The organism is Uliginosibacterium sp. 31-16 (assembly GCF_030730865.1).
Classification (GTDB): Bacteria; Pseudomonadota; Gammaproteobacteria; order Burkholderiales; family Rhodocyclaceae; genus Uliginosibacterium.
Genome location: NZ_JAVALZ010000002.1, coordinates 558,180 through 576,660, shown reverse-complemented (window position 1 = coordinate 576,660; position 18,481 = coordinate 558,180). Strand labels below are relative to the sequence as shown.

The window sequence follows — 18,481 nt, the reverse complement described above, 5'->3', positions numbered from 1 at the left end:
CGAACTGGCAGAGGGATCAATCGGAGAGTCGGTCTTGTGGCCGCTGGTACAAGCGAAGGTTAGTGTGAGCGGTGTCTATCAGTTTCGTTATGTGCTCAAACCATGAAGCGTTCTTCGCATAAAGGTGGTTTCCAATCCCTATCAAATTTTGTGCGCCAGCATATAGATTGTCTTTTTGCGGCAAAAAGAAAATCCACCGAACGATCGAATAACAAGGAATCAATGCCATATCAGAGTGAATCTGGCCGCACAGTGTTCGAAGGCGTGACCTCAATTCATCCTTTTGTTCTGTTGAAATCACGTCGATGTTGCAAAGCAGATCGGCATGCACAACAAATGTGTGTGAAATATCAGCAAGTGTCCGTTTGAGTTGATGAACCGGCTCAATCAATAGCTTCAAGACAAGTTGGCCGAAAATGAATACGCATGTGCCTGAGATTACCGTCGCAAACACGGAGTCCATGGGGCTTCCTTGGGGATTGGCAAGGTATTTATGGTAACTGGATTAAGCACAATCTGCGGCCTTGCCTGCCTGATCGTCGCAAGCGCTTGCTCCGGCGTGTGGCCGCGATGGCGCACCAGCCAGGCCGCCACGCAGGCGGCGCTGCGCGAGAAACCCAGCGCGCAGCACACCCACACGCGAAGCCGCTTCTGGTGGGCGTCTTCAATGGCATCGGCCGCGGAGGCAAGCTGGGCGAGGCTGGGCGGGATGAGGTCTTGCAGAGGCAAGCCAGATGCGGATTTCGGGCATGCGGCCAGCGGCAACTCGGCGGCGAGGTCGATGACGTGATCAATCTCATGCCGGGTCAGTGTGGCGGCGTCCGGCTGGCGGCCGAGGAAGACGCCGTCCAGCACTTCGGCGCCCACCGGCAACTTGCGTGTCCATAGCCAGACGTTGAGACGCGCGCCCAGCAGATAGGGGCCGAAGAACATCCAGCTGCGCCAGGGCATGCCGCCGTCGCGTTTGCCGAAGTGCGCCCCTTCGCCGAAGAGGTAGATGCCTGCTACACCGGCCAGCGCAGCGGCGGTCCAGTACAGCAGCCAGGCGAAGGCTGACGGGAAGAGCAGGGCTCCGAATCCCGCGCAGAGCAGGGCGCCGGCGAAGTAGTACAGCGCGAGACGCAGACGGCCCGGCTCATGCCCGCGCCAGCGCCATGTCGCGTCAGCGTCCGGCACCAGCAACAGGCACAGCGCGCCGGCCCAGAAGCCGGTCAGCAGGTCGATGAAGTGGTGCTGGTAAGTCGTGAGTACCGAGACGGCGATCATGGCGAACCAGAGGTGCAGGAGGCCGAGCATGCCAAGGGTGGGCCATCTTTGCGCAAGACCACCGACAAACCGTTCGTGCTGAGCGTAAGGAGCGAAGCGAGTGAAGTCGAAGCACTGCGCGCCCGCCGTTCCACCCTTCGACTTCGCTTTGCTACGCTCAGGGCGAACGGATTCAGAGAGCGGGGGTCTCAGAAAACCGGCATAGAACCGCCACAGCACGATCAGCAAACAGATGTGCAAGGACGGCGCCTGGTTGTAGGGCAGGTCGAAGCCGGTGAGCGCATCGAAGAGCGCACCGGCCCAGCCGTGGGTTTCCGGCCGGCTGAAGGAGAAGTGCAGCGGCCAGAGCAGGAAGCCTGTGATGCAGATGACCTGCGCCGCGAGCAGGCGTTTCGCGAGCCTGAAAAGCTCATCCCGGCTGCGCGCGGCAAACAGCGCGATGCCGTAGAGGAAATCGATGCTCCAGTAGGGCAGGATGGTCCAGGCGAGGAAGGGAATGTGGAGCTCCCAGCCGAACACGTACACGCCCACGTCGCTGCGCTGCGCCGTGAAGTGGTTGGCCGCGCTGTAGCTGCCGAAGAACAGCACGCCGAGAAAAGCGCCCCAGGCGAGGGCCTGGGGCCAGGGACGTTCGGGTTTGGCGGTGGAGGGTGTGGTCATGTGTGCGGGGGGCTACGCTCGAATGTGCCGTCATTCCGGCGCAGGCCGGAATCCAGTGTTGGTGTGTGCGACTGGATCCCGGCCTGCGCCGGGATGACGCCATTTGAATAGTCGTGTTTTACGCCGGATTCCTTCTGGCAATCGACACTGTAAAAATCCCCCATTCATCCGCCAGCGTATGCAGCTTGGTGAAGCCGGCGGCTTCCACCAGCTGATCCATCTCGGCCTGCACGCGGCGGCGCATCACCCAGGGTTTGCCGTCGCGGTGACTGCTGAGCACGCGGGCGATGAACTCCAGCTGTGGGTGCCAGGGCTGGCCGGTGTAGATGAGGTAGCCGCCGGGCTCGACGGCATCGGCCATGCCGGCCAGCGACGCCTGCAGCATCGCGTTGTCCGGGAAGAGCTCATACAGCCCCGAGACCACGCCAATCGTGGGTTTGGGCGATACGCTGGTGAGCGAGGCGCGATTGAACGCATCACCCTGCACGAAGCGGGCGATGCCTTGCAGACCCTTCTCGGTGATCAGCTTGCAGCCTTTCTCCACGTTCAATTCCGAAAAATCGCGCAGCAGGATGCTGTCTGGTTTCTGGGCAAGCTTCTCGATGCCTTCGAGGATGTAGCGCCCGTGACCAGCGGCGATGTCCAGCACATGCACCGGGCGGCCTTCTGTGCGCAGCTTGCCAATGGCCTCCTGCAGCAACTGTTCGGCGTGCAGCTTGCGCTGGCGGATGCCGCGCCAGCCGATGGCGTCCAGATAATTGCGGTCGATCAGGCGGCCGAAGAGGCTGCAGCCTCGCGCCTCGTTGCGATAGACGTAATCGAGCGTGCTGCCCGAGTCGAAACCGGTGGCAAAACCCAGGCGCACACCCTCGGAGAGACGGCCGATGGTGGCCATTGAGGCGCGTGCGAGCTTGAACATCCAGCCTTTGGGACAAAGCGGACTGCGTGGCTGGCTGAGTTTCTGGAATTCATCGAAGGTGTAGCCGTGCTGATGGGCGTTCAGCAAGTCCGGCCTGACCGGTGCGGCGTCGAATCGCGCGAGCAGGAAGTTGCGCAGTTTGGCAATCGCCAGATGACGATCCTTCTCGCCCAGGGTGTCATGGTAAAAGCCGTCGAGCACGTGCTTTTCTTTCACGCTGCTGCCCAGGCGCGCGAAGAATTCGTGCTGCGGGCCGTGATGCACCACCCAGTCGGCGCCGGAGATCAAAAGCTGGGTCGGCACGTGGATGGCGCCGGCATCCTTCACCACGCGTTCGGCGACTTCATACAAGGCCAGCAGGATGTTCACCGAAATCGGGCGCGCGATCAGCGGGTCCTTGTTGAAGGATTCAATCCGTGCCGGGTCATGCGTGAGGTAGTGCGCCTTCACGTAGGAATTCACGTAGAAATTGCCGAAGAGCTTGTGCATCAGGCTCAGGCCGGGCACGGCGAATGGCACGTAGAGCTTGACCTTGAAGGCCGGCGAGGCGAGCGACATGCAGCGGATCTGCGGGGCGTGGTCATGCACCCAGGCGCTCACCGTGACGGCACCCACGCTCTGCGCGATCACGCCCACATCCGACATCGGCAGTTTCTGCTCGGCCGCGGCAAAGCGCACGAATTCATCCACATCGTGCACCGAGCGGCCGAAGCTCGGTGAAAAACCGCGCGCTCCGCCGGTGCGGCCGTTGCCGCGTGCGTCCCAGGCGTAGAAAGCGAAATCTGGCAGGTCCAGCTCATCGACCACATGCGCCATGCGTCCGGAGTGCTCATGCCCCCGGTGGAACATCACGATCACACCGCGTGGCTGGGCGCTCTGGGCGGGCCAATGGCGGTAGAACAGCGATTCGCCATCGCTGGTGGTGAAGCTGCTTTCGATGACCTGGCGACTCATGAAACCTCCCGAAGGAAACGGCGTAATGCCGCGAGCCGTTAATATATCGACAAACTTCGATATGTTGTAAAGATTTTTACGAGCGGTATGAAAACGTGGTCTGGATGAAAGCTCGCCTCACCCCGGCCAAGCCCGCTCGATGCAGGCTTGGTCGGGCGCCGGGCGCCGGGTGGTTTCAGGCCTTTGCTGCGGCCTCGCGCAAGCCCTCGCGCACGCGACGGGCAATGGTCCACACGCACAGCAGGCTCAGCACCGGGAAGACCCATTGCTGCCAGGTCTGTGCAGGCAGACCGAGCCCGACGCCGAGGGCGAGCGCGCCGATCACGAAGGCGCGGTCACTCTTGCCGAAAGGGCCGTCGTAGCGGCGCGAGGCGCCTACCATCAGACCGATCACTCCCGTCATTTCGACAATGATCGAGAGCGCAATGAAGACGCTGACCCACAGCAGGTCAAAATAAGCGAGGAAGGCGAAAGGCAGATAGAGGCAGGCATCCGAGATCACGTCGGTGAGCTCGTTCAGGTAGGCGCCGAGCGGGGACTTCTGCCCGAATTCGCGCGCCAGCATGCCATCAATCGCGTTGAAAGCCATGCGCAGGAACATCCATAGCGGAATCAGCAGGAACAGCGCCGGCTGAGGAAACAGGCTCAGCCCGACGCCCAGCGCAACGGAAACGATGCAGGCGGCCAGCGTCACCTGATTGGCCGTAACGCCGGCATTGAAGAGGGCACGCGTGAGCGGGCGGAGCAGGTTTTGGAATTTTGGCTTGAGTGCGTAGATGCTCATGGTGTTTTTGTCGTTGTGATGATCGCTCCCGCGCTCAGCGTGGGAAAGATCAAACTGGACTCAGTTTGGATTGTTGCTTTTTTGAGGCATCAAAAGGTTTCTGAGTCGTTCGTTTGATTTTTTGATTTCTATTTTTGCTTTCGTCATGGTCAAAGGATCAACGCGGACCTCTCTATATATTCTTTCTGCAGGATGGCTGACAATGAATTTTCCAATAGGCTCGCCGTTTTCTATGTCGAATGTTTCGAAAGCGTACAGTCCTGGCGACTGTGTGGAGAGTAAGACTTTATACTTTCCAAAGTTGGGGTGGCTGGTTATCCCTTCGGCAACAAATACTTTGCCAACATCTTTTTCGGAGAGAAGACGGTTTTCCGAGATGATTTTGATTTCAGCTCCTAGGGCCGTATTTGCGGCAATAGCAACCAGAATAAAACTCACAAATTTTGTAAATGAAATCATGTGAAATGCCCTAACGAATAATATGGTTGCCGCGTAACTCGAATGGTCCAGCACGATTTGTAGGGCCTCAATGAGCAAGGCGAATTGCGCCGCATGTCACTGATTTTTCGCCTCGGCTTTGGCGCAATTGACGTCCTGTACTCCTGCATCAAGCCGCCTCAAAATACTCCAGCATCAACTGTACACTCGCCACACCTTGATATTCGTTCACAGATAGCCGATAGGCTGCACGGATCTGGCTGGGCACGGGATCGTTGCAGTTGAAACGGATCGCTTCGAACACTGCGCCGGGTTTCGACAGGGTCAGCTTGAGGTGTTTGTCCTTGAGCAGGCGCTGCTTGTCGACCTGAAATACGTCTTCAAAAAGCGGCGCTGCAAATCCCAGGCCCCAGATTTCGGCTTCGAGCAGGCGGGCCATGTCGAGATTCATGTAGCCGGTTTCCAGCGCGCCATCGGTTTCGAGCGTGCGTTGCAGGTCTTCGGGGCTGAGCAGCTCGGCGACGGTGCTGGCGAAGATCTGGCGGAAGCGTTTGAAATCCCGTTCGTGGATGGTGAGGCCAGCGGCCATGGCGTGACCACCGAACTTCAGGATCAGATCCGGGTGGCGCTTGGTGATCAGGTCCAGTGCGTCGCGCAGATGCAGTGCCGGGATGCTGCGACCGGAACCCTTGATCTCGCCATCACCCTCATGCTCACTGGCGCGGGCAAATGCGATGGTCGGGCGGTGGGCCTGATCCTTGATGCGTCCGGCGACGATGCCGATCACGCCCTGATGCCATTCGGGTTCGAACAGGCTGATGGCGGGGCCTTCGTCGATGCGTGTGGCATCCAGCGTGGCCAGTGCGGCGTCGCGCATCTCGCTCTCGATCTCGCGCCGTTCGCGGTTGAGCTTGTCGAGTTCCTGGGCGATGTTGAAAGCGCGGGCGTTGTCGTCGGTGAGCAGGCATTCGATGCCCAGGCTCATGTCCGACAGACGCCCGGCCGCATTCAGGCGCGGACCTAAGGCGAAGCCCATGTCGAAAGTGGTGGCACGCGCCGGGTCGCGCCCGGCGGCGCCGAACAGGGCGCGGATGCCGGCATGCATGCGTCCGGCGCGCATGCGCGCGATGCCCTGGCGCACCAGCAGGCGGTTGTTGGGATCGAGCTTGACGACGTCGGCCACGGTGCCCAGCGCGACCAGATCGAGCAGATTGGCGAGATTGGGTTCGGCCCGTTCCGGCGTGAACCAGTTGCGGCGGCGCAGTTCGGCGCGCAAGGCGAGTGCCACGTAGAACATCACGCCCACGCCAGCGAGGTTCTTGCTGTCAAACGTGCAGCCCGGCTGGTTGGGATTGACGATGACCTCGGCGCTGGGCAGTTCATCTCCGGGCAGGTGATGGTCGGTCACCAGCACGCTCATGCCCAGTGCTTGCGCCGCGGCGACACCGGCGACGCTGGCGATGCCGTTGTCCACGGTGATCAGGATTTCCGCTTCGAGCCGGGCGACCTCTGCCACCACGCTGGGCGACAGGCCGTAGCCATGCACCACGCGATCCGGCACGAAATAGTGCACGTCGGTCGCGCCCATCGCGCGCAGGGCGCGCACGCCGACTGCACAGGCGGTGGCGCCGTCGCAGTCGTAATCGGCGACGATGACCATGCGTGCGTTCGCTTCGATGGCGTCAGCCAGCAGGAGCGCGGCGGCGTGGATGCCCTTGAGCCCCTCGGGCGGCAGCAGCGTGGAGAGATCCGTCTTCAGCTCGGCAACCGAGGCGATGCCACGCGCGGCATACAGGCGGGCCAGCAGCGGGTGCAGGCCAGCTTCGGCGAGGCGGCGGGCAACGCTGGGAGAGGCCGGGCGCTGGGTCAGTTGGGTCATGCGGTGGTTTCGGGCTGAATCCCGGATGCCTGCAAGAGCGGCGCCAGACGGTCGTTTGCGAGAGGGCCGCGCCAGAAGGCCCAGCGGGAGCGGGTTTTCAGGGTGGCGCCGAGGAAAGCCTTGTCAGACGGCGCTTGCAGACGGATCTCGTGGAGCCGGCCGGCACACCAGGCCTGCCAGAGAGGTTGCAGCAGTTCGGCATCCAGCTCTTGCAAGCCCTCCAGCCAGCCCATGAAATCCCCAGCCAGTGCGGCGTCCTGCAGACGGGTGTCGTGCCACCAGCTGTGGCCGGCCTGCCCGCAGGCGGGGGAGTCTGCCGCATCGCTGGAGAACCATGTGGCACCGGTTGCCGCCGCGAGCCCGCGCAGCATGGGGTCGTCGCCGATCAGCGTGCCGGCCGGCCGGTGCAGCGTCGGGGCGCTATTGCCTTGACCCCAGAACCACAGGGCGTTGGCGGTGAGCTGCCCGAGTTCGCCGCGCAGACGGTTGAGCGGATGGTTGTAGAGCATGACCTGGATTTCGTTGGCCAGCCGTGCCCAGTCGCGCGCTTTTTCGCCTTCGGGCTGGAACAGTTCCACCGGGCGGCCCAGCACGTCGGACAGCGGGTGAAAGCGGGTGCTGACCGGCTCGCGCAGGTGCAGGTACCAGTGCTCCGGGCTGGCAGCGCGGAATTCGCCGATGTGGGCGAATTCGGTATTCAGGGCGTCGATCAGCGCGGCGACCTCGTCCGCTTGCAAGGCCAGCTCACGCGGGCCGCGCAGGATCAGCGAGGTGCTGGTGAACGCCAGTGACACCGGGTCGGCGCAGAGAATGCTGGCGTAGGGCGTTTCTCTGGAGGCGAAGGGCTGCTCGCGCCCGGTTGCCGCGCCTTCGGCCTCGCCTTCCCAGCGCAGCGCTCCCCAGGGCAGCTCTTTGGCGCCGAACTGGTGCGCCAGCCAGTTTGTGTAAGGCTCTCCGGCTTGCTGCTGAAGGCGGCCATGCCCGAGGATCGCGGCCAGACCGGGGAGCTTCAGTTCGTGCAGCGTCGCCGTGATGCCATGACCGGGCCAGACCAGTCCGGGCAGGACACAGGTGGCGCGGCGGGCAAGCCGGGGTTGGGCGCGGGGGCCCATGCTGGGATGAAAACTCACGGGATTCAGGCTTGAAATTGGAGGGCGCAGGGTGCGTCGAAGGCCGCAGCAGTGTAGCATTGCCGCGCCATGAAATTTCCTCTCCTCGTCGGCCTGCGTTATGTCCGGGCCAAGCGTCGCAATGCCTCCGGCGGCGGCTTCATTTCCTTCATTTCCTTTGCCTCGATGGCGGGTATCGCGCTGGGCGTGATGGCGCTGATCGTGGTGCTGTCGGTGATGAACGGTTTTCAGGAAGAACTGCGTAACCGCATTCTCGGAGTCGCATCGCATGCGCAGATCGTGTCCTTCGAGGGCAATCTGCAGAACTGGCCGGCGTATGCCGCGCAGGCTCGCAAGCGCTCCGATGTGCTGGCGGCCGCACCTTTCGTGCAGCAGCAGGCGATGTTTGCGATGGATCAGTCCGTGCGCGGCAGTGTGATTCGCGGAATCGACCCGGCGCTGGAAAACACCGTGGCGGATTTTTCGGAGTTCATGAAAAAAGGCAGCGGTGAGCTGACAGATCTGGTGCCGGGCGAATTCGGCGTGATCCTTGGCAAGGAACTGGCCGCGGCGCTCAGCGTGCGCAAAGGCGACAAGGTGACCCTGATCGCGCCGCAGGGGCTGGTGACGCCCGCGGCGGTGTTGCCGCGCGTTAAGCAGTTTCGCGTGGTCGGCATCTTTGAAGCCGGCATGTTCGAGTATGACTCCGGTCTGGCCCTGATCCACCTGAAGGATGCGCAGACCCTGTACCAGATGGGCGACGGGGTGAGTGGCGTGCGTCTGAAGCTGGCCGAGCTGTTCCAGGCGCGACGGATCGCGATGGAGTTGAGCAGCCAGATGCCGCCAGATGTGTATGTGAGTGACTGGACGCAGAGCCACGCCAATTTCTTCCGTGCGGTGCAGATGGAAAAGACGGTGATGTTCATCATCCTGTCGCTGATTGTGGCGGTGGCGGCCTTCAACATCGTGTCGGCCCTGGTGATGGCGGTGCAGGACAAGAAAGCGGATGTGGCCATTCTGCGCACGCTGGGCGCCAGCCCGGCCTCCATCATGGGCATCTTCGTGATTCAGGGCGCGGTGATGGGCCTGATCGGTCTGGGAGTCGGCGTGATCGGCGGCGTGACGCTGGCCCTGAACATCAGCACGGTGGTGCCGTGGATCGAGCGCACCTTCCATGTCCAGTTTCTCGCCAAGGATGTGTATTACATCTCGGATCTGCCCTCGCAATTGTTGTGGGGCGATGTGATCGGGGTGCTTGGCATTGCGTTTGTGCTGACGCTGGTGGCGACGCTCTACCCGAGCTGGCGCGCTTCGCGCATCAATCCCGCGGAGGCTTTGCGCTATGAGTGATGCAGCAATGAATGGCGGTGAAGTGATTTCGGATTACGTGCTGGAGGCCAGTGGCCTGTCGAAAACCTACGGCAGTGGCTCAACCGCCGTGCGCGTGCTGCAGGACGTGAGCCTCTCTGTGGGTCTGGGTGAGACGCTGTCGATCGTCGGCTCCTCCGGCTCCGGCAAGAGCACACTGCTGCACCTGCTCGGCGGGCTGGATACGCCGAGTGCCGGGACGGTCGAGTTGCTGGGCCGGCCGTTGACGAAAATGGGTGAAGCCGAGCGCGGCCGCATGCGCAATCAGGCCATGGGTTTCGTGTATCAGTTTCACCATCTGCTGCCCGAATTCACCGCGGTGGAAAACGTGGCGATGCCACTGATCATCCGTGGTCTTCCCCGCAGCGAGGCCCACGGTCGTGCGGCCCTGATGCTGGATTCGGTAGGGCTGGCGCACCGCATGGAGCACACGCCGGGCGAGTTGTCCGGCGGCGAACGTCAGCGTGCTGCGATTGCCCGGGCACTGGTGACCGAGCCGCGTGTGCTGCTGGCCGATGAGCCCACCGGCAATCTGGATCGGCAAACGGCGGCAACGGTATTCGAGCTGATGCTGGATCTGAACCGGCGTCTGGGCACCGCCCTGATCATCGTCACCCACGACCCGGAGCTGGCGCGCAAAGCTGCGCGGGTTCTCACCTTGCGGGATGGCGTGCTGCAGGACTGAAGGACTCCGGAGAGCCACATCCAGCGGGCCTCTTCAGGCAGGCATGCTGAAGATGGTTTGTTGATGCGGGTCTTGCGGCATCTGTGCCGGAGACCCTTTTCAGAAGCGGGTCTCCAGCTGCCGCACTGAACTCGTCAGTCCCCGAGAATTCCGTACCAGCCGAAGCCGATGCTGAAGCTGCTGGAATCCTTCACGCCGGCCACGCGGGCGGCGGTGAAGTCGATGCCGAGTTTTTCCGGAATGGCCCACAGGCGCAGACCGGTGGCTTGGGTTGTGCCGGCGCGCTGCGTGTTCTGTGCTTCAGCGAACAGCTGGATGCGTTCGTGCGGATCCCAGGTCAGCGCGAGATTGGCGAGGCGCACGTTCTGGTGTTCGATGCGGTCGCGTGCGTTACCCAGATTGGCGTGGGCCGTGAAGCCGGCGCCGATTTTCCAGCTGGCCAGCGCGAGCAGGCCGTTTTCAATGGGCTGCCAGCCATCTTTCTCGTCTTCACCCGCCGGGCTGAGACGCGAGCGGCTTGTCCAGGTTTTGGCTCCCAGACCGAGCGGACCGAACTTGAGCACTTCGGGTGCCCACTTCAGCGCCAGTGTCTGGCTGGATTCCTTCTGGGCCTCAGGCAGCTTTGCCCAGCCAAACTCCACACCGAGTTCGAATTCGCCCAGTCCGCAGGACGGAGATACGACCCAGCCACGGGTTTCTTCGCTGCGCTCGCGCCAGGCTTCCAGCTGGCATTGCCTGTCGCCCACCGTGCCGGCATCGTCCGTGCCGAGAGGACGACCGGCAAAGGCCGGCGTGGCAATGCTGAACAGCAAGGGCAGAAGGATCTTTTTCATGGTGTTCCAGTGCATGGGTGGGCAAGAGCACCGATCTTATCCAGTCAATGAGAACCGTTCTCAAGTAAAACAAGAGACCTTGATGAAAGTCAGGTTTTTGGGGGTCGTCGCTTTGCGGCCGCCGTGCGGCGCTGCTTCTGCGCGCGGCGCAACCAGAACTCCCATGCGTATTTGACGATGAAAAAACTGCTGCCGGCGAGAAGCAGAGCAAGCAAGGGCAAGCCGATGAGCAGCGGTTTGCCCAGCGCTTCCATCCACAGCCACCAGGCATGCAGTGTGGCGCCGAGCTCGTGCGGATTGATTTCCGGAGGGGAGAGGAAGCGTGCGTCGCTGCCGGTCACAAAGCGGCCGATGAAAAATGCAATCGCATACAGTGGGGCAATGGTCAGCGGGTTGGAAAACCAGGTGCCAACCAGTGCCAGGGGCAGATTGACGCGGAAGAATATGCACAACAGTGCAGCGCCGGCCATCTGCAGGGGCCCCGGGATCAGGCAGCAGAACAGCCCAACAGCAATGCCGCCGGCGGCGGAATGGCGGTTCAGGTGCCACAGGCGCGGGTGCAGCAGGGTGTTGCCCAGCAGGGCGAACACCTTGTGCTCGCGCAGCTTGTCAGGGTGGGGCAGGTGATGACGAATCAGTTTGCGCATGAGTGCATTATGGCTGAGTGGGCAGCTGCATTGACTGCTGACAATGCGGGTAGTTCAACGCGTGGAGGCCGACGGGCTGGCGATAATCCGTGGCATGCGTGCATGCGTGCTTGTTTTCGCTCTGGGGATCTGGCTGTGTCAGCAGCAGGCGCAGCTGCTGGCGTGGGCACCTCTTCTGGTGGCCGCGCTGGGCGCGCTTCTTGCCGCAGGCATGCTGAAGAGCTGCGCCAGATGGGCGTCATGGAGCATGCTTTGTCTGGCGGCTCTGCTGACGGGGCTGGCCTACGGGTGCTGGCGCGCGGAGCTGCGACTTGCCGAGCGACTGGCCGAGGCGCTGGAGGGGCAGGATGTGACGATCACGGCACGCATTGTCGATCTGCCACAGCCTTTCGAGCGTGGCTTGCGCTTCCAGGTCGATACGCTGGATGCTCCGCCGGGCATTCCGCCGCGACTGGCGCTGGCCTGGTACGCGAAAGGCAACCCGATGGTGGCGGAGCAGGATGCCTCGAGCATTCCGGCGCTGCATGCCGGTGAGCGCTGGCGCTTGACCGTCCGCCTGCGCCAGCCGCACGGCAGCATCAATCCGCATGGTTTTGATTACGAAGGCTGGATGTTCGAACGCGGCATCGGCGCGACCGGCTATGTGCGGCCCAAAGGGAGCAATGAGCGCCTTGCCGCGTTTGATGCCACGCCGATGGCGTATGTGGATCACTGGCGCGAATCGATCCGTGCCCGCTTTGGAAAAGCTCTGCCGGATTCGGAATGGCGTGGCGTATTGGTGGCACTCGTGGTGGGGGATCAGGCTGCGATTCCGAAAGCGCAATGGACGCTGTTTCGCCAGACCGGAGTCACTCATTTGATGAGATATTGGTGACTAGCAAAACATAAATATCGTCCCCATATCAGCATTCGGAGGTGCTCATGAACCGGGCTATTTCATACCTGCGGTGGTCTTCACCTGAGCAGGCCAAGGGTGACAGTCTTCGTCGCCAGCTTGAAGCTACGCAGCAATACTGTAAGGAACACGACCTTGTCTTGGATACCACGATCCGAGATGAAGGCATTTCCGCATACGACAAGTCGAACCTGAACGGTGCTTTCGGGTCTTTCCTTGCTGCTGTGCGGGCTGGTCGGATTCAGGTCGGCACAACGCTGATTGTCGAGTCTTTGGATCGCATGAGCCGTGCGAAGCCCATCGACGCTTTACACATTTTCTTGGAGATTATCCGAGCAGGCATCCGGGTTGTTACGCTGACCGATCAGCAGGTCTACACGACTGACACACTCACCGATGACTTCTCGAAGCTCATCATTTCCATCGTCGTGATGCAGCGAGCCCATGAAGAATCAGCAACCAAGTCCAAACGGGTCGGTGCTGCTTGGGCCAACAAGAAAAAGCTGGTCAAGGAGAACGGGAAGCTCCTGACTCGCCGTTGCCCGAACTGGCTGAAACCCAATGCCGACTTCACGGCTTTCGAGTTCGTGCCTGGACGCAAAGAGACTGTCGAGTTCATCGTTCAAGAGTCCTTGCGTGGCGTAGGCAATAACTCAGTCATGAGGCAATTGAACGAAAAGGGTGTCCTCCCGTGGTCGAAGTCTGGGATTTGGCAGCAGTCCTATGTCCAAAAAATTCTGAGTAGTCCAGCCCTGTACGGGGCTATCGACATCGACGGCGAGCTGATCGAGGACTACTACCCGCATGTGATGACGAAAGATGAGTGGCATCACATGCGGGCTGATCGAGATACCCGCCGCACAACCAAGGCCAACAACCGCAAAGGGACTCTCCTGACCAATCTGTATTCAGGGCTGCTCAAGTGCGGGTATTGCGGTTCCACGATGTCTGTTGCTGGGTACAAGGAGCGCCGCAATGGGTACGAGCGCAAGTATGTAGGCTGCAGGGGAGCACGAACCGGCAATACGAAGTGCAAGCACCACAGTTGGTTCATTGACGAGTTCGAACGGTCCTTCCTGTTCCACATCAGCAGCCTGGACTACACCCGCGTCTTTGGGCAGAACGACCAGTCACAGGAGCTTGAGGACGCCAAAGTGCAGTTGGCTGGATTGCTGGCAAAGCAGGCTGATATTGCAAAGAAGATCGAGAACCTGATCAGCATGATAGAGGACGCCCCGAACAAGACGCTGCTGACTCAATTGGCGAAGCGTGAGGAAGAGCAGGCCGATGTTGCGACAGCCATCAAAACGCTGCAACAGCAGGTCAATACGCTGCAGAGCAGGGTAGCGAACCGTGCAGGCCGTATGCAGATTCTGGTGAAGCTGTTCAAAGAGCTTCAACACCCCAAGTCGCATGATGAGCTGCGGGTTCTGCGTGAAACGCTCTTCACCGCCATTCATGACATCGTGAAGCAGATCGACATGTACCCATCAGGCAACACTGTGGATGGAACTAAAGATGACCGTTATGCCATCATCACGTACTTCAGTGACTATCAACAGCGACTTGATGCTGATCAGTTTGTCCGCTCTGGTAGCTGATACCGTTTTGCTAAGAGTATTGTCCAAATATATGTATTGCACGTTATCTGGAAGATACTCTTAGTAAATCCGGCGGGAAAAAGACAAGGGAGGGTTGTCTGTGAGTACACCGAAGAGTGTCAAGAATGCTGTGTTGGTTGTTTGGGGAACCCTTGCTGTATCGGCGATCAGCGCCTTGATTGCGAAAGTGGCTGGCCTAACGACTGAAGGCGAGTTCATCGGAAATCTGTTTGTCTATGCGCTGTTCTGCATCATCCCGTACAAGCTCGGGAACAGAAGCAATGCTGCTCGCTACGTCTATGCCGTCCTGTTCGTGCTTACGCTTGCCGTGATGCTGGGTAGCTCTGTGCATATCAACAAGATCGACTTCGTTGTTTCGATCCTGATGATCCCTGCTGAGATATACGTGCTGATGATGCTGTTTGGTCGGGAAGCGTCAGAGTGGTTTTCGGCGAAGTGAGGGATGAACGCGATGCATATGTATTTTGTTCGTTTAAACCCAGGATATTTAGGCGATCAGTTAGCCAAATTTTATGAGAACGTTAGTGAGCTTGGTGCCGTTAATCCTGGTGTTTCGGGTAATTTGAACCCATGTTTGGTTGCTTATTCTGGCTCAGGTGACCAGCTTGCTAAACAGTGCTTGATAGACGTTAAGAATGGAGCCGACCTTCTGTTTGTTGAAGAGATTACTGATCATTCTTTGAGCGCTGGTGCAGGTCATCGCGTTTATGCGGACAAGATTAAGCGCGTTTTTTTTAATGGGAAAAGTGTTCAGTACAAGAATTTGCAGGCATTTCAGGCTGGTAAGTTAAAGTTCTGATCATTCACCTGCCTGAATAGCTGCGCAATCGGATCGTGTCTTTTCGCAGTCGTGGTTCGATTGCCTCGCTTCCTGTTCTGTACCGGATGGCCGATGGCGATGAACTCTGTCAGCCAGTAGTCCTCCCACCGTTCAGCAACCTCATCATCCCCTGCCTGTTCTAAGACCTCGCAGTAAAGCTGAGTGGTGTAGCCACGCTGACGGCAATAGAAGTACAAGTCCTTCGTGGTTGAGGTGTCCCTGACCCCTCTCATGTGTTGCTTGAACCTGCGCTCCGGGTCAGTCGTGGTCCCGATGTAGAGACAGGTTGGCTCCGGGTCATTCACGAAAATTCCATAGACGTACTGCACAGCTCACGCCTTCTTGCGCTTGCTCGCTTTGAGCTGATCCTTGGCCGCCTGCAGATTGACTGAGTCGGCATAGACCTTCAGCGGAATTCCCAACAGCGACTGCTTGCTCATGAATGCCTGAAACTGATTCAGTGACAGGTTCAACTTCGCCACTGCTTCACGAATCTGTGCGTGCTCGCTTTCGAGAAGTTCGATGTATTCGATTGGCTCGCCATCGCTGATGCGTGCGAGAATCTCTTCAATCAGTTGTTCGCCAACTGTTTTTGTTCGTGTGTGAATGAACATCCCCAACCTTTGAGTGAAATGATGACGTTCATATTTATCGGGAAGCGTGGTTTCGTCAGGGTTTTGCTGATCCTTTGCTTGCTGTCTGCAGGAGCTGCATGTGCTGATGTCCTTCGAGGCATGGTGGTTGGCGTGCACGATGGCGACACGATCACCGTCTGGAATGGACAGGCCAATGAACGAATCAGGCTGTCAGGGATAGATGCACCGGAAACCAAGCAACCGTTCGGGGCTGTGTCGAAGCGCAACCTGTCCGATCTGGTGTTTGGCAAAGAAGTTGATGTCGAGTGGTCGAAGCGGGATCGCTACAAGCGGATCGTCGGTAAAGTGATGATTGCCGGTAAGGACGCATGCCTTGAACAGATCAGGGCAGGGGTGGCTTGGTGGTATCGGGAGTATGCGAAGGAACAGCCTGTTGCTGATCGTCGCTCATACGAAGATGCTGAGAACTCCGCAAAGAGTCAGAGGCGTGGTTTGTGGGTTGATGCGGACCCCACTGCGCCTTGGGATTGGCGCCACGCTAAACGTCGTTGATCTGCTTGATCAGTAGGTCGATGCGAAGCTTGCTCTCCGCTGCTTCACGGTCATTCTTGCGCTTTGTGAACCATGCCTGGACACACAGGCCGATTGCACCGACAAGAAAGCCACCAACTGCGCACCACTCCGTAACTGTCAGCCAGCCCCATATCGCTGACATGCTGCCTCCAAAGGTGGCTGTATAGATGGCGAACTCTTTGCTCATGGGCTGAGTGCTTTCAACTGATCAAGCGTGGTGCACTCATCCACCAATTCGGGTAGATCGCGTAGTCGCTGCTTCTCTGCAACAATAGTCGATGTGTTTGCTCCAGTTTCCAGTGCACGCTGGAAGGCAACATCCAGCTCAGCAAGAAGCGGAGTGCGCTTTTTTCTGAGTCGAGCTTTCGTCAGCGTTTGTGCGACAGCGAAGTCGATGACGATTACGCCATCATCGACTCTCCATGTTAATGGCGGCCATCCATCCGGTGCTTCTGCGTTCTCTAGCTTTGACCACGAAGCATCCACAATGCCTTTCGTGATCAGTTCTTCATCAGAAAAATCATCAATCAGTTGAACGGTTGAAACGTATGCGCCCGGAGTTTCGTAAAAGATAGTTTTCATGATTTTTACCCCAAAATTTCGAAGATAAAGGAATCGTTTGTGAAGTCTGGAGGGTCTTGCTCATCACGTTCAGAAGAAGTAAATCGAATTGATGTGGTTGTCTTGGTGACACCCCATCCAAGACCATCACTAGGCGATGCGTCAGGCAATGTCATCAGCACTCCGTAAGTGTTGTTCGCCATTGGGGTACTAAAAGTAAAAGTGAATGAGAGCGTATAAGGGCTTTCAGAGCGAGTGACGCTTGCGATATTGATCCCCTTGTACAAAGACCCTGTGCCACCTGTATCCCTCCAGTCGCAAAATGCTTTGACGTACTGAGGTGGAAGAGTGAGTGTTTCCCACCGAGCTTGTCCGATGGCGTCAGATGTCAGGATTTTGCCGACTCCCGGAGTACCGCCAGAGAACTGAAACATTGTTGTAATCGTGACTCTTCCAGCCGTATCGATTACCAATCTGTTTGCACTGCCTTGTGAGTCATAAATGCGGAATGAGTCGGCAAAATCCGTTCCAACAAAGTATCTGTCTGCAGAAGATGTCGTTGATAGCCATACCCCGGCACCTGATCCCTGCATTGCGATGTGCATGTTGTTGGTGAGTGAGACTTCCCCGACAGGATTGATCCGCATCCTTTCAACATTGCTTGTTCCGAAGATCAAAGGTATCGCTGCATGGCTCTTGATGGTGAATGCCCCTGCAGTGCAGTCTGTGTAGATTGTTGATCCGCCGCCGCTGCTTGTTGAGCTTGAGAACGCGTACAGGTTCCCGTTGTTAGAACCAGCTTGGAAACCAGCCAAACTAGCTGATCCCGCGTCGGTGTTGGCTATGCCAATCCATCTTGCACCTGCCGTAGGGGTAACAGTTCCAATCGCTACGTCACCGGTTGTGGTGATACGCATACGCTCAGATCCGCCTGCATAAAAGGCCAGCGGTAGATAAGCCCCTGTGCCACGAATCCCAGAGATGAGCATCACTGTGCTTCCGCCCGTTACAGCCAACTGAGCAAGCGACGAGTTCTCTGCGTCTGCACTAGAAAAAGCGGTAAATTGAGATGCGTAGCCAGTGCCGTTTGGTATAGCGCCAACATTGGTGCTGCTGTTGGCGATGCTGGTTTGGAACAACACACGCGAGCTTGCTATTGAGTTGCTGAAGTCACCAATGATCCGCTGACCTATCGATGTGAAAGACAGATTCCCGCCAACTTGCGCACTGCCTGCGTAAGGGGTGATCCGATCTGCTGCTGCAGTTGCTATCGTTGCGCTTGATGCAGCCGAACTTGCTGAGGCGGAAGCCGATGATGCGCTTGAAGCCGCAGCAGACTGGGAGGTTGCAGCAGCTAAAGCACTAGCTGCTGCAGCGTTCTGAATCGCGGTGATCTGGGGCACGTACTGCGCATCGTGGTACCCCTTGGTGATGGCGTCATGTGCTTCAACCGGGTCAGCGACATTCTTCATCCGGCGATTGCCCACATCGAATGTCCCGTCTGACACCTCCTTAAACGAGATGGTGTTCAAGTCCTGAAGCATCATGATGGTTCGGTCGAAGTCGGCGTCCATCACCTCTGCATCCAGTGGGCCGCCATTGATGTAGTCGGTGGTTCTGTCCAGCGCGACTCTGCGCTGAAGGCGAACTACCGTTCCGTCAGGAGGGGCGACAGTGAAGGTGACGTTTCCGCCTGAGCTGTACCCGTAGCCGCTGACGGTGAAGCCAGATGTCTGCTGTATTCCGTTGAAGTACACGAACAGGTCATTGGCTGAAACAACCTTGAAGTTGAAGGCGAATGCCTTTGATGCACCATTGGCGGTGTGGGTAGTAACGGTGCTTTGTACGGACATTGTCATGGAGGTTGTTCCT

General features: G+C 58.9%; 21 protein-coding genes. 7 read left to right on the top strand and 14 right to left on the bottom strand.

What is annotated here, in order from left to right; translation table 11 throughout:
* Nucleotides 1-16 precede the first annotated feature (16 nt).
* From Q9Q94_RS10440 to Q9Q94_RS10410, 7 genes are all read right to left on the bottom strand, one after another.
* A complete protein-coding gene (locus Q9Q94_RS10440; RefSeq protein ID WP_305980005.1) occupies nucleotides 17-463 on the bottom strand; it encodes a hypothetical protein in 447 nt (148 codons plus the stop codon).
* Nucleotides 439-1,926, bottom strand: coding sequence for a dual specificity protein phosphatase family protein (locus Q9Q94_RS10435; protein WP_305980004.1), 1,488 nt, complete (start codon nucleotides 1,924-1,926; stop codon nucleotides 439-441). The genes Q9Q94_RS10440 and Q9Q94_RS10435 overlap by 25 nt, the downstream gene beginning before the upstream one ends.
* Before the next feature lie 118 nt (nucleotides 1,927-2,044).
* Nucleotides 2,045-3,799 carry a bifunctional alpha/beta hydrolase/class I SAM-dependent methyltransferase gene (locus Q9Q94_RS10430; RefSeq protein ID WP_305980003.1) on the bottom strand — a complete coding sequence of 585 codons (1,755 nt, stop codon included), beginning with the start codon at nucleotides 3,797-3,799 and terminating at the stop codon, nucleotides 2,045-2,047.
* Between the two features lie 175 nt (nucleotides 3,800-3,974).
* The gene (locus Q9Q94_RS10425; protein WP_305980002.1) at nucleotides 3,975-4,583 is read right to left on the bottom strand and encodes a CDP-alcohol phosphatidyltransferase family protein; all 609 of its coding nucleotides are present in this window, start codon (nucleotides 4,581-4,583) and stop codon (nucleotides 3,975-3,977) included.
* Between the two features lie 60 nt (nucleotides 4,584-4,643).
* A complete protein-coding gene (locus Q9Q94_RS10420; RefSeq protein WP_305980001.1) occupies nucleotides 4,644-5,042 on the bottom strand; it encodes a hypothetical protein in 399 nt (132 codons plus the stop codon).
* Nucleotides 5,043-5,190: 148 nt separating this feature from the next.
* Nucleotides 5,191-6,900: a single-stranded-DNA-specific exonuclease RecJ gene (gene recJ, locus Q9Q94_RS10415; RefSeq protein WP_305980000.1), complete on the bottom strand. Its 1,710-nt coding sequence runs from the start codon at nucleotides 6,898-6,900 to the stop codon at nucleotides 5,191-5,193.
* The gene (locus Q9Q94_RS10410) at nucleotides 6,897-8,030 is read right to left on the bottom strand and encodes a hypothetical protein (protein ID WP_305979999.1); all 1,134 of its coding nucleotides are present in this window, start codon (nucleotides 8,028-8,030) and stop codon (nucleotides 6,897-6,899) included. The genes recJ and Q9Q94_RS10410 overlap by 4 nt, the downstream gene beginning before the upstream one ends.
* A 69-nt stretch (nucleotides 8,031-8,099) precedes the next feature.
* Here Q9Q94_RS10410 and Q9Q94_RS10405 point away from each other — a divergent pair, with 69 nt between their 5' ends.
* Together Q9Q94_RS10405 and lolD are read left to right on the top strand one after the other, a co-directional pair.
* Complete coding sequence (locus tag Q9Q94_RS10405; protein ID WP_305979998.1) at nucleotides 8,100-9,359, top strand: lipoprotein-releasing ABC transporter permease subunit; 1,260 nt, start codon at nucleotides 8,100-8,102, stop codon at nucleotides 9,357-9,359.
* Nucleotides 9,352-10,062 carry a lipoprotein-releasing ABC transporter ATP-binding protein LolD gene (gene lolD, locus Q9Q94_RS10400; RefSeq protein WP_305979997.1) on the top strand — a complete coding sequence of 237 codons (711 nt, stop codon included), beginning with the start codon at nucleotides 9,352-9,354 and terminating at the stop codon, nucleotides 10,060-10,062. Before Q9Q94_RS10405 ends, lolD begins: the two co-directional genes overlap by 8 nt.
* A gap of 134 nt (nucleotides 10,063-10,196) precedes the next feature.
* Here the strand turns inward: lolD and Q9Q94_RS10395 are convergent, their stop codons facing one another.
* Together Q9Q94_RS10395 and Q9Q94_RS10390 are read right to left on the bottom strand one after the other, a co-directional pair.
* On the bottom strand, nucleotides 10,197-10,895 hold the full coding sequence (locus Q9Q94_RS10395) for a hypothetical protein (RefSeq protein ID WP_305979996.1): 699 nt from the start codon (nucleotides 10,893-10,895) through the stop codon (nucleotides 10,197-10,199).
* A gap of 89 nt (nucleotides 10,896-10,984) precedes the next feature.
* Nucleotides 10,985-11,542 carry a DUF2062 domain-containing protein gene (locus tag Q9Q94_RS10390; protein WP_305979995.1) on the bottom strand — a complete coding sequence of 186 codons (558 nt, stop codon included), beginning with the start codon at nucleotides 11,540-11,542 and terminating at the stop codon, nucleotides 10,985-10,987.
* Between the two features lie 43 nt (nucleotides 11,543-11,585).
* On the opposite strand from Q9Q94_RS10390, the gene Q9Q94_RS10385 reads away from it, so the two are divergent.
* From Q9Q94_RS10385 to Q9Q94_RS10370, 4 genes are all read left to right on the top strand, one after another.
* Complete coding sequence (locus tag Q9Q94_RS10385; RefSeq protein WP_305979994.1) at nucleotides 11,586-12,416, top strand: ComEC/Rec2 family competence protein; 831 nt, start codon at nucleotides 11,586-11,588, stop codon at nucleotides 12,414-12,416.
* A gap of 47 nt (nucleotides 12,417-12,463) precedes the next feature.
* Nucleotides 12,464-14,038, top strand: coding sequence for a recombinase family protein (locus tag Q9Q94_RS10380; protein ID WP_305979993.1), 1,575 nt, complete (start codon nucleotides 12,464-12,466; stop codon nucleotides 14,036-14,038).
* A gap of 100 nt (nucleotides 14,039-14,138) precedes the next feature.
* Entirely contained in the window at nucleotides 14,139-14,498 is a 360-nt protein-coding gene (locus Q9Q94_RS10375) for a hypothetical protein (protein WP_305979992.1), read from the top strand.
* A gap of 3 nt (nucleotides 14,499-14,501) precedes the next feature.
* Nucleotides 14,502-14,858, top strand: coding sequence for a hypothetical protein (locus Q9Q94_RS10370; protein WP_305979991.1), 357 nt, complete (start codon nucleotides 14,502-14,504; stop codon nucleotides 14,856-14,858).
* On the opposite strand, the gene Q9Q94_RS18035 is transcribed toward Q9Q94_RS10370, so the two are convergent.
* Nucleotides 14,834-15,208, bottom strand: coding sequence for a GIY-YIG nuclease family protein (locus tag Q9Q94_RS18035; RefSeq protein ID WP_371929839.1), 375 nt, complete (start codon nucleotides 15,206-15,208; stop codon nucleotides 14,834-14,836). The two genes, Q9Q94_RS10370 and Q9Q94_RS18035, sit on opposite strands and share 25 nt — an antisense overlap.
* Nucleotides 15,209-15,211: 3 nt before the next feature.
* Nucleotides 15,212-15,493, bottom strand: a complete 282-nt coding sequence (locus tag Q9Q94_RS10365) for a hypothetical protein (protein ID WP_305979990.1) — start codon at nucleotides 15,491-15,493, stop codon at nucleotides 15,212-15,214.
* Between the two features lie 18 nt (nucleotides 15,494-15,511).
* Here Q9Q94_RS10365 and Q9Q94_RS10360 point away from each other — a divergent pair, with 18 nt between their 5' ends.
* On the top strand, nucleotides 15,512-16,027 hold the full coding sequence (locus Q9Q94_RS10360) for a thermonuclease family protein (protein ID WP_305980283.1): 516 nt from the start codon (nucleotides 15,512-15,514) through the stop codon (nucleotides 16,025-16,027).
* Here Q9Q94_RS10360 and Q9Q94_RS10355 read toward each other — a convergent pair.
* From Q9Q94_RS10355 to Q9Q94_RS10345, 3 genes are read right to left on the bottom strand one after another with little or no spacing between them, the layout of a single operon-like run.
* A complete protein-coding gene (locus tag Q9Q94_RS10355; protein ID WP_305979989.1) occupies nucleotides 16,014-16,235 on the bottom strand; it encodes a holin in 222 nt (73 codons plus the stop codon). The two genes, Q9Q94_RS10360 and Q9Q94_RS10355, sit on opposite strands and share 14 nt — an antisense overlap.
* Nucleotides 16,232-16,630, bottom strand: coding sequence for a hypothetical protein (locus Q9Q94_RS10350; protein WP_305979988.1), 399 nt, complete (start codon nucleotides 16,628-16,630; stop codon nucleotides 16,232-16,234). The genes Q9Q94_RS10355 and Q9Q94_RS10350 overlap by 4 nt, the downstream gene beginning before the upstream one ends.
* 5 nt (nucleotides 16,631-16,635) lie before the next feature.
* A complete protein-coding gene (locus tag Q9Q94_RS10345; protein WP_305979987.1) occupies nucleotides 16,636-18,468 on the bottom strand; it encodes a phage tail fiber protein in 1,833 nt (610 codons plus the stop codon).
* Between the last annotated feature and the right edge of the window lie 13 nt (nucleotides 18,469-18,481).

Excerpts from the sequence above, each read along its gene's own strand:
- Q9Q94_RS10440 (WP_305980005.1), bottom strand. The coding sequence starts at position 463 with ATGGACTCCGTGTTTGCGACGGTAATCTCAGGCACATGCGTATTCATT.
- Q9Q94_RS10435 (WP_305980004.1), bottom strand. The coding sequence starts at position 1,926 with ATGACCACACCCTCCACCGCCAAACCCGAACGTCCCTGGCCCCAGGCC.
- Q9Q94_RS10430 (WP_305980003.1), bottom strand. The coding sequence starts at position 3,799 with ATGAGTCGCCAGGTCATCGAAAGCAGCTTCACCACCAGCGATGGCGAA.
- Q9Q94_RS10425 (WP_305980002.1), bottom strand. The coding sequence starts at position 4,583 with ATGAGCATCTACGCACTCAAGCCAAAATTCCAAAACCTGCTCCGCCCG.
- Q9Q94_RS10420 (WP_305980001.1), bottom strand. The coding sequence starts at position 5,042 with ATGATTTCATTTACAAAATTTGTGAGTTTTATTCTGGTTGCTATTGCC.
- recJ (WP_305980000.1), bottom strand. The coding sequence starts at position 6,900 with ATGACCCAACTGACCCAGCGCCCGGCCTCTCCCAGCGTTGCCCGCCGC.
- Q9Q94_RS10405 (WP_305979998.1), top strand. The coding sequence starts at position 8,100 with ATGAAATTTCCTCTCCTCGTCGGCCTGCGTTATGTCCGGGCCAAGCGT.
- lolD (WP_305979997.1), top strand. The coding sequence starts at position 9,352 with ATGAGTGATGCAGCAATGAATGGCGGTGAAGTGATTTCGGATTACGTG.
- Q9Q94_RS10395 (WP_305979996.1), bottom strand. The coding sequence starts at position 10,895 with ATGAAAAAGATCCTTCTGCCCTTGCTGTTCAGCATTGCCACGCCGGCC.
- Q9Q94_RS10390 (WP_305979995.1), bottom strand. The coding sequence starts at position 11,542 with ATGCGCAAACTGATTCGTCATCACCTGCCCCACCCTGACAAGCTGCGC.
- Q9Q94_RS10385 (WP_305979994.1), top strand. The coding sequence starts at position 11,586 with ATGCGGGTAGTTCAACGCGTGGAGGCCGACGGGCTGGCGATAATCCGT.
- Q9Q94_RS10380 (WP_305979993.1), top strand. The coding sequence starts at position 12,464 with ATGAACCGGGCTATTTCATACCTGCGGTGGTCTTCACCTGAGCAGGCC.
- Q9Q94_RS10370 (WP_305979991.1), top strand. The coding sequence starts at position 14,502 with ATGAACGCGATGCATATGTATTTTGTTCGTTTAAACCCAGGATATTTA.
- Q9Q94_RS10365 (WP_305979990.1), bottom strand. The coding sequence starts at position 15,493 with ATGTTCATTCACACACGAACAAAAACAGTTGGCGAACAACTGATTGAA.
- Q9Q94_RS10360 (WP_305980283.1), top strand. The coding sequence starts at position 15,512 with ATGATGACGTTCATATTTATCGGGAAGCGTGGTTTCGTCAGGGTTTTG.
- Q9Q94_RS10355 (WP_305979989.1), bottom strand. The coding sequence starts at position 16,235 with ATGAGCAAAGAGTTCGCCATCTATACAGCCACCTTTGGAGGCAGCATG.
- Q9Q94_RS10350 (WP_305979988.1), bottom strand. The coding sequence starts at position 16,630 with ATGAAAACTATCTTTTACGAAACTCCGGGCGCATACGTTTCAACCGTT.
- Q9Q94_RS10345 (WP_305979987.1), bottom strand. The coding sequence starts at position 18,468 with ATGACAATGTCCGTACAAAGCACCGTTACTACCCACACCGCCAATGGT.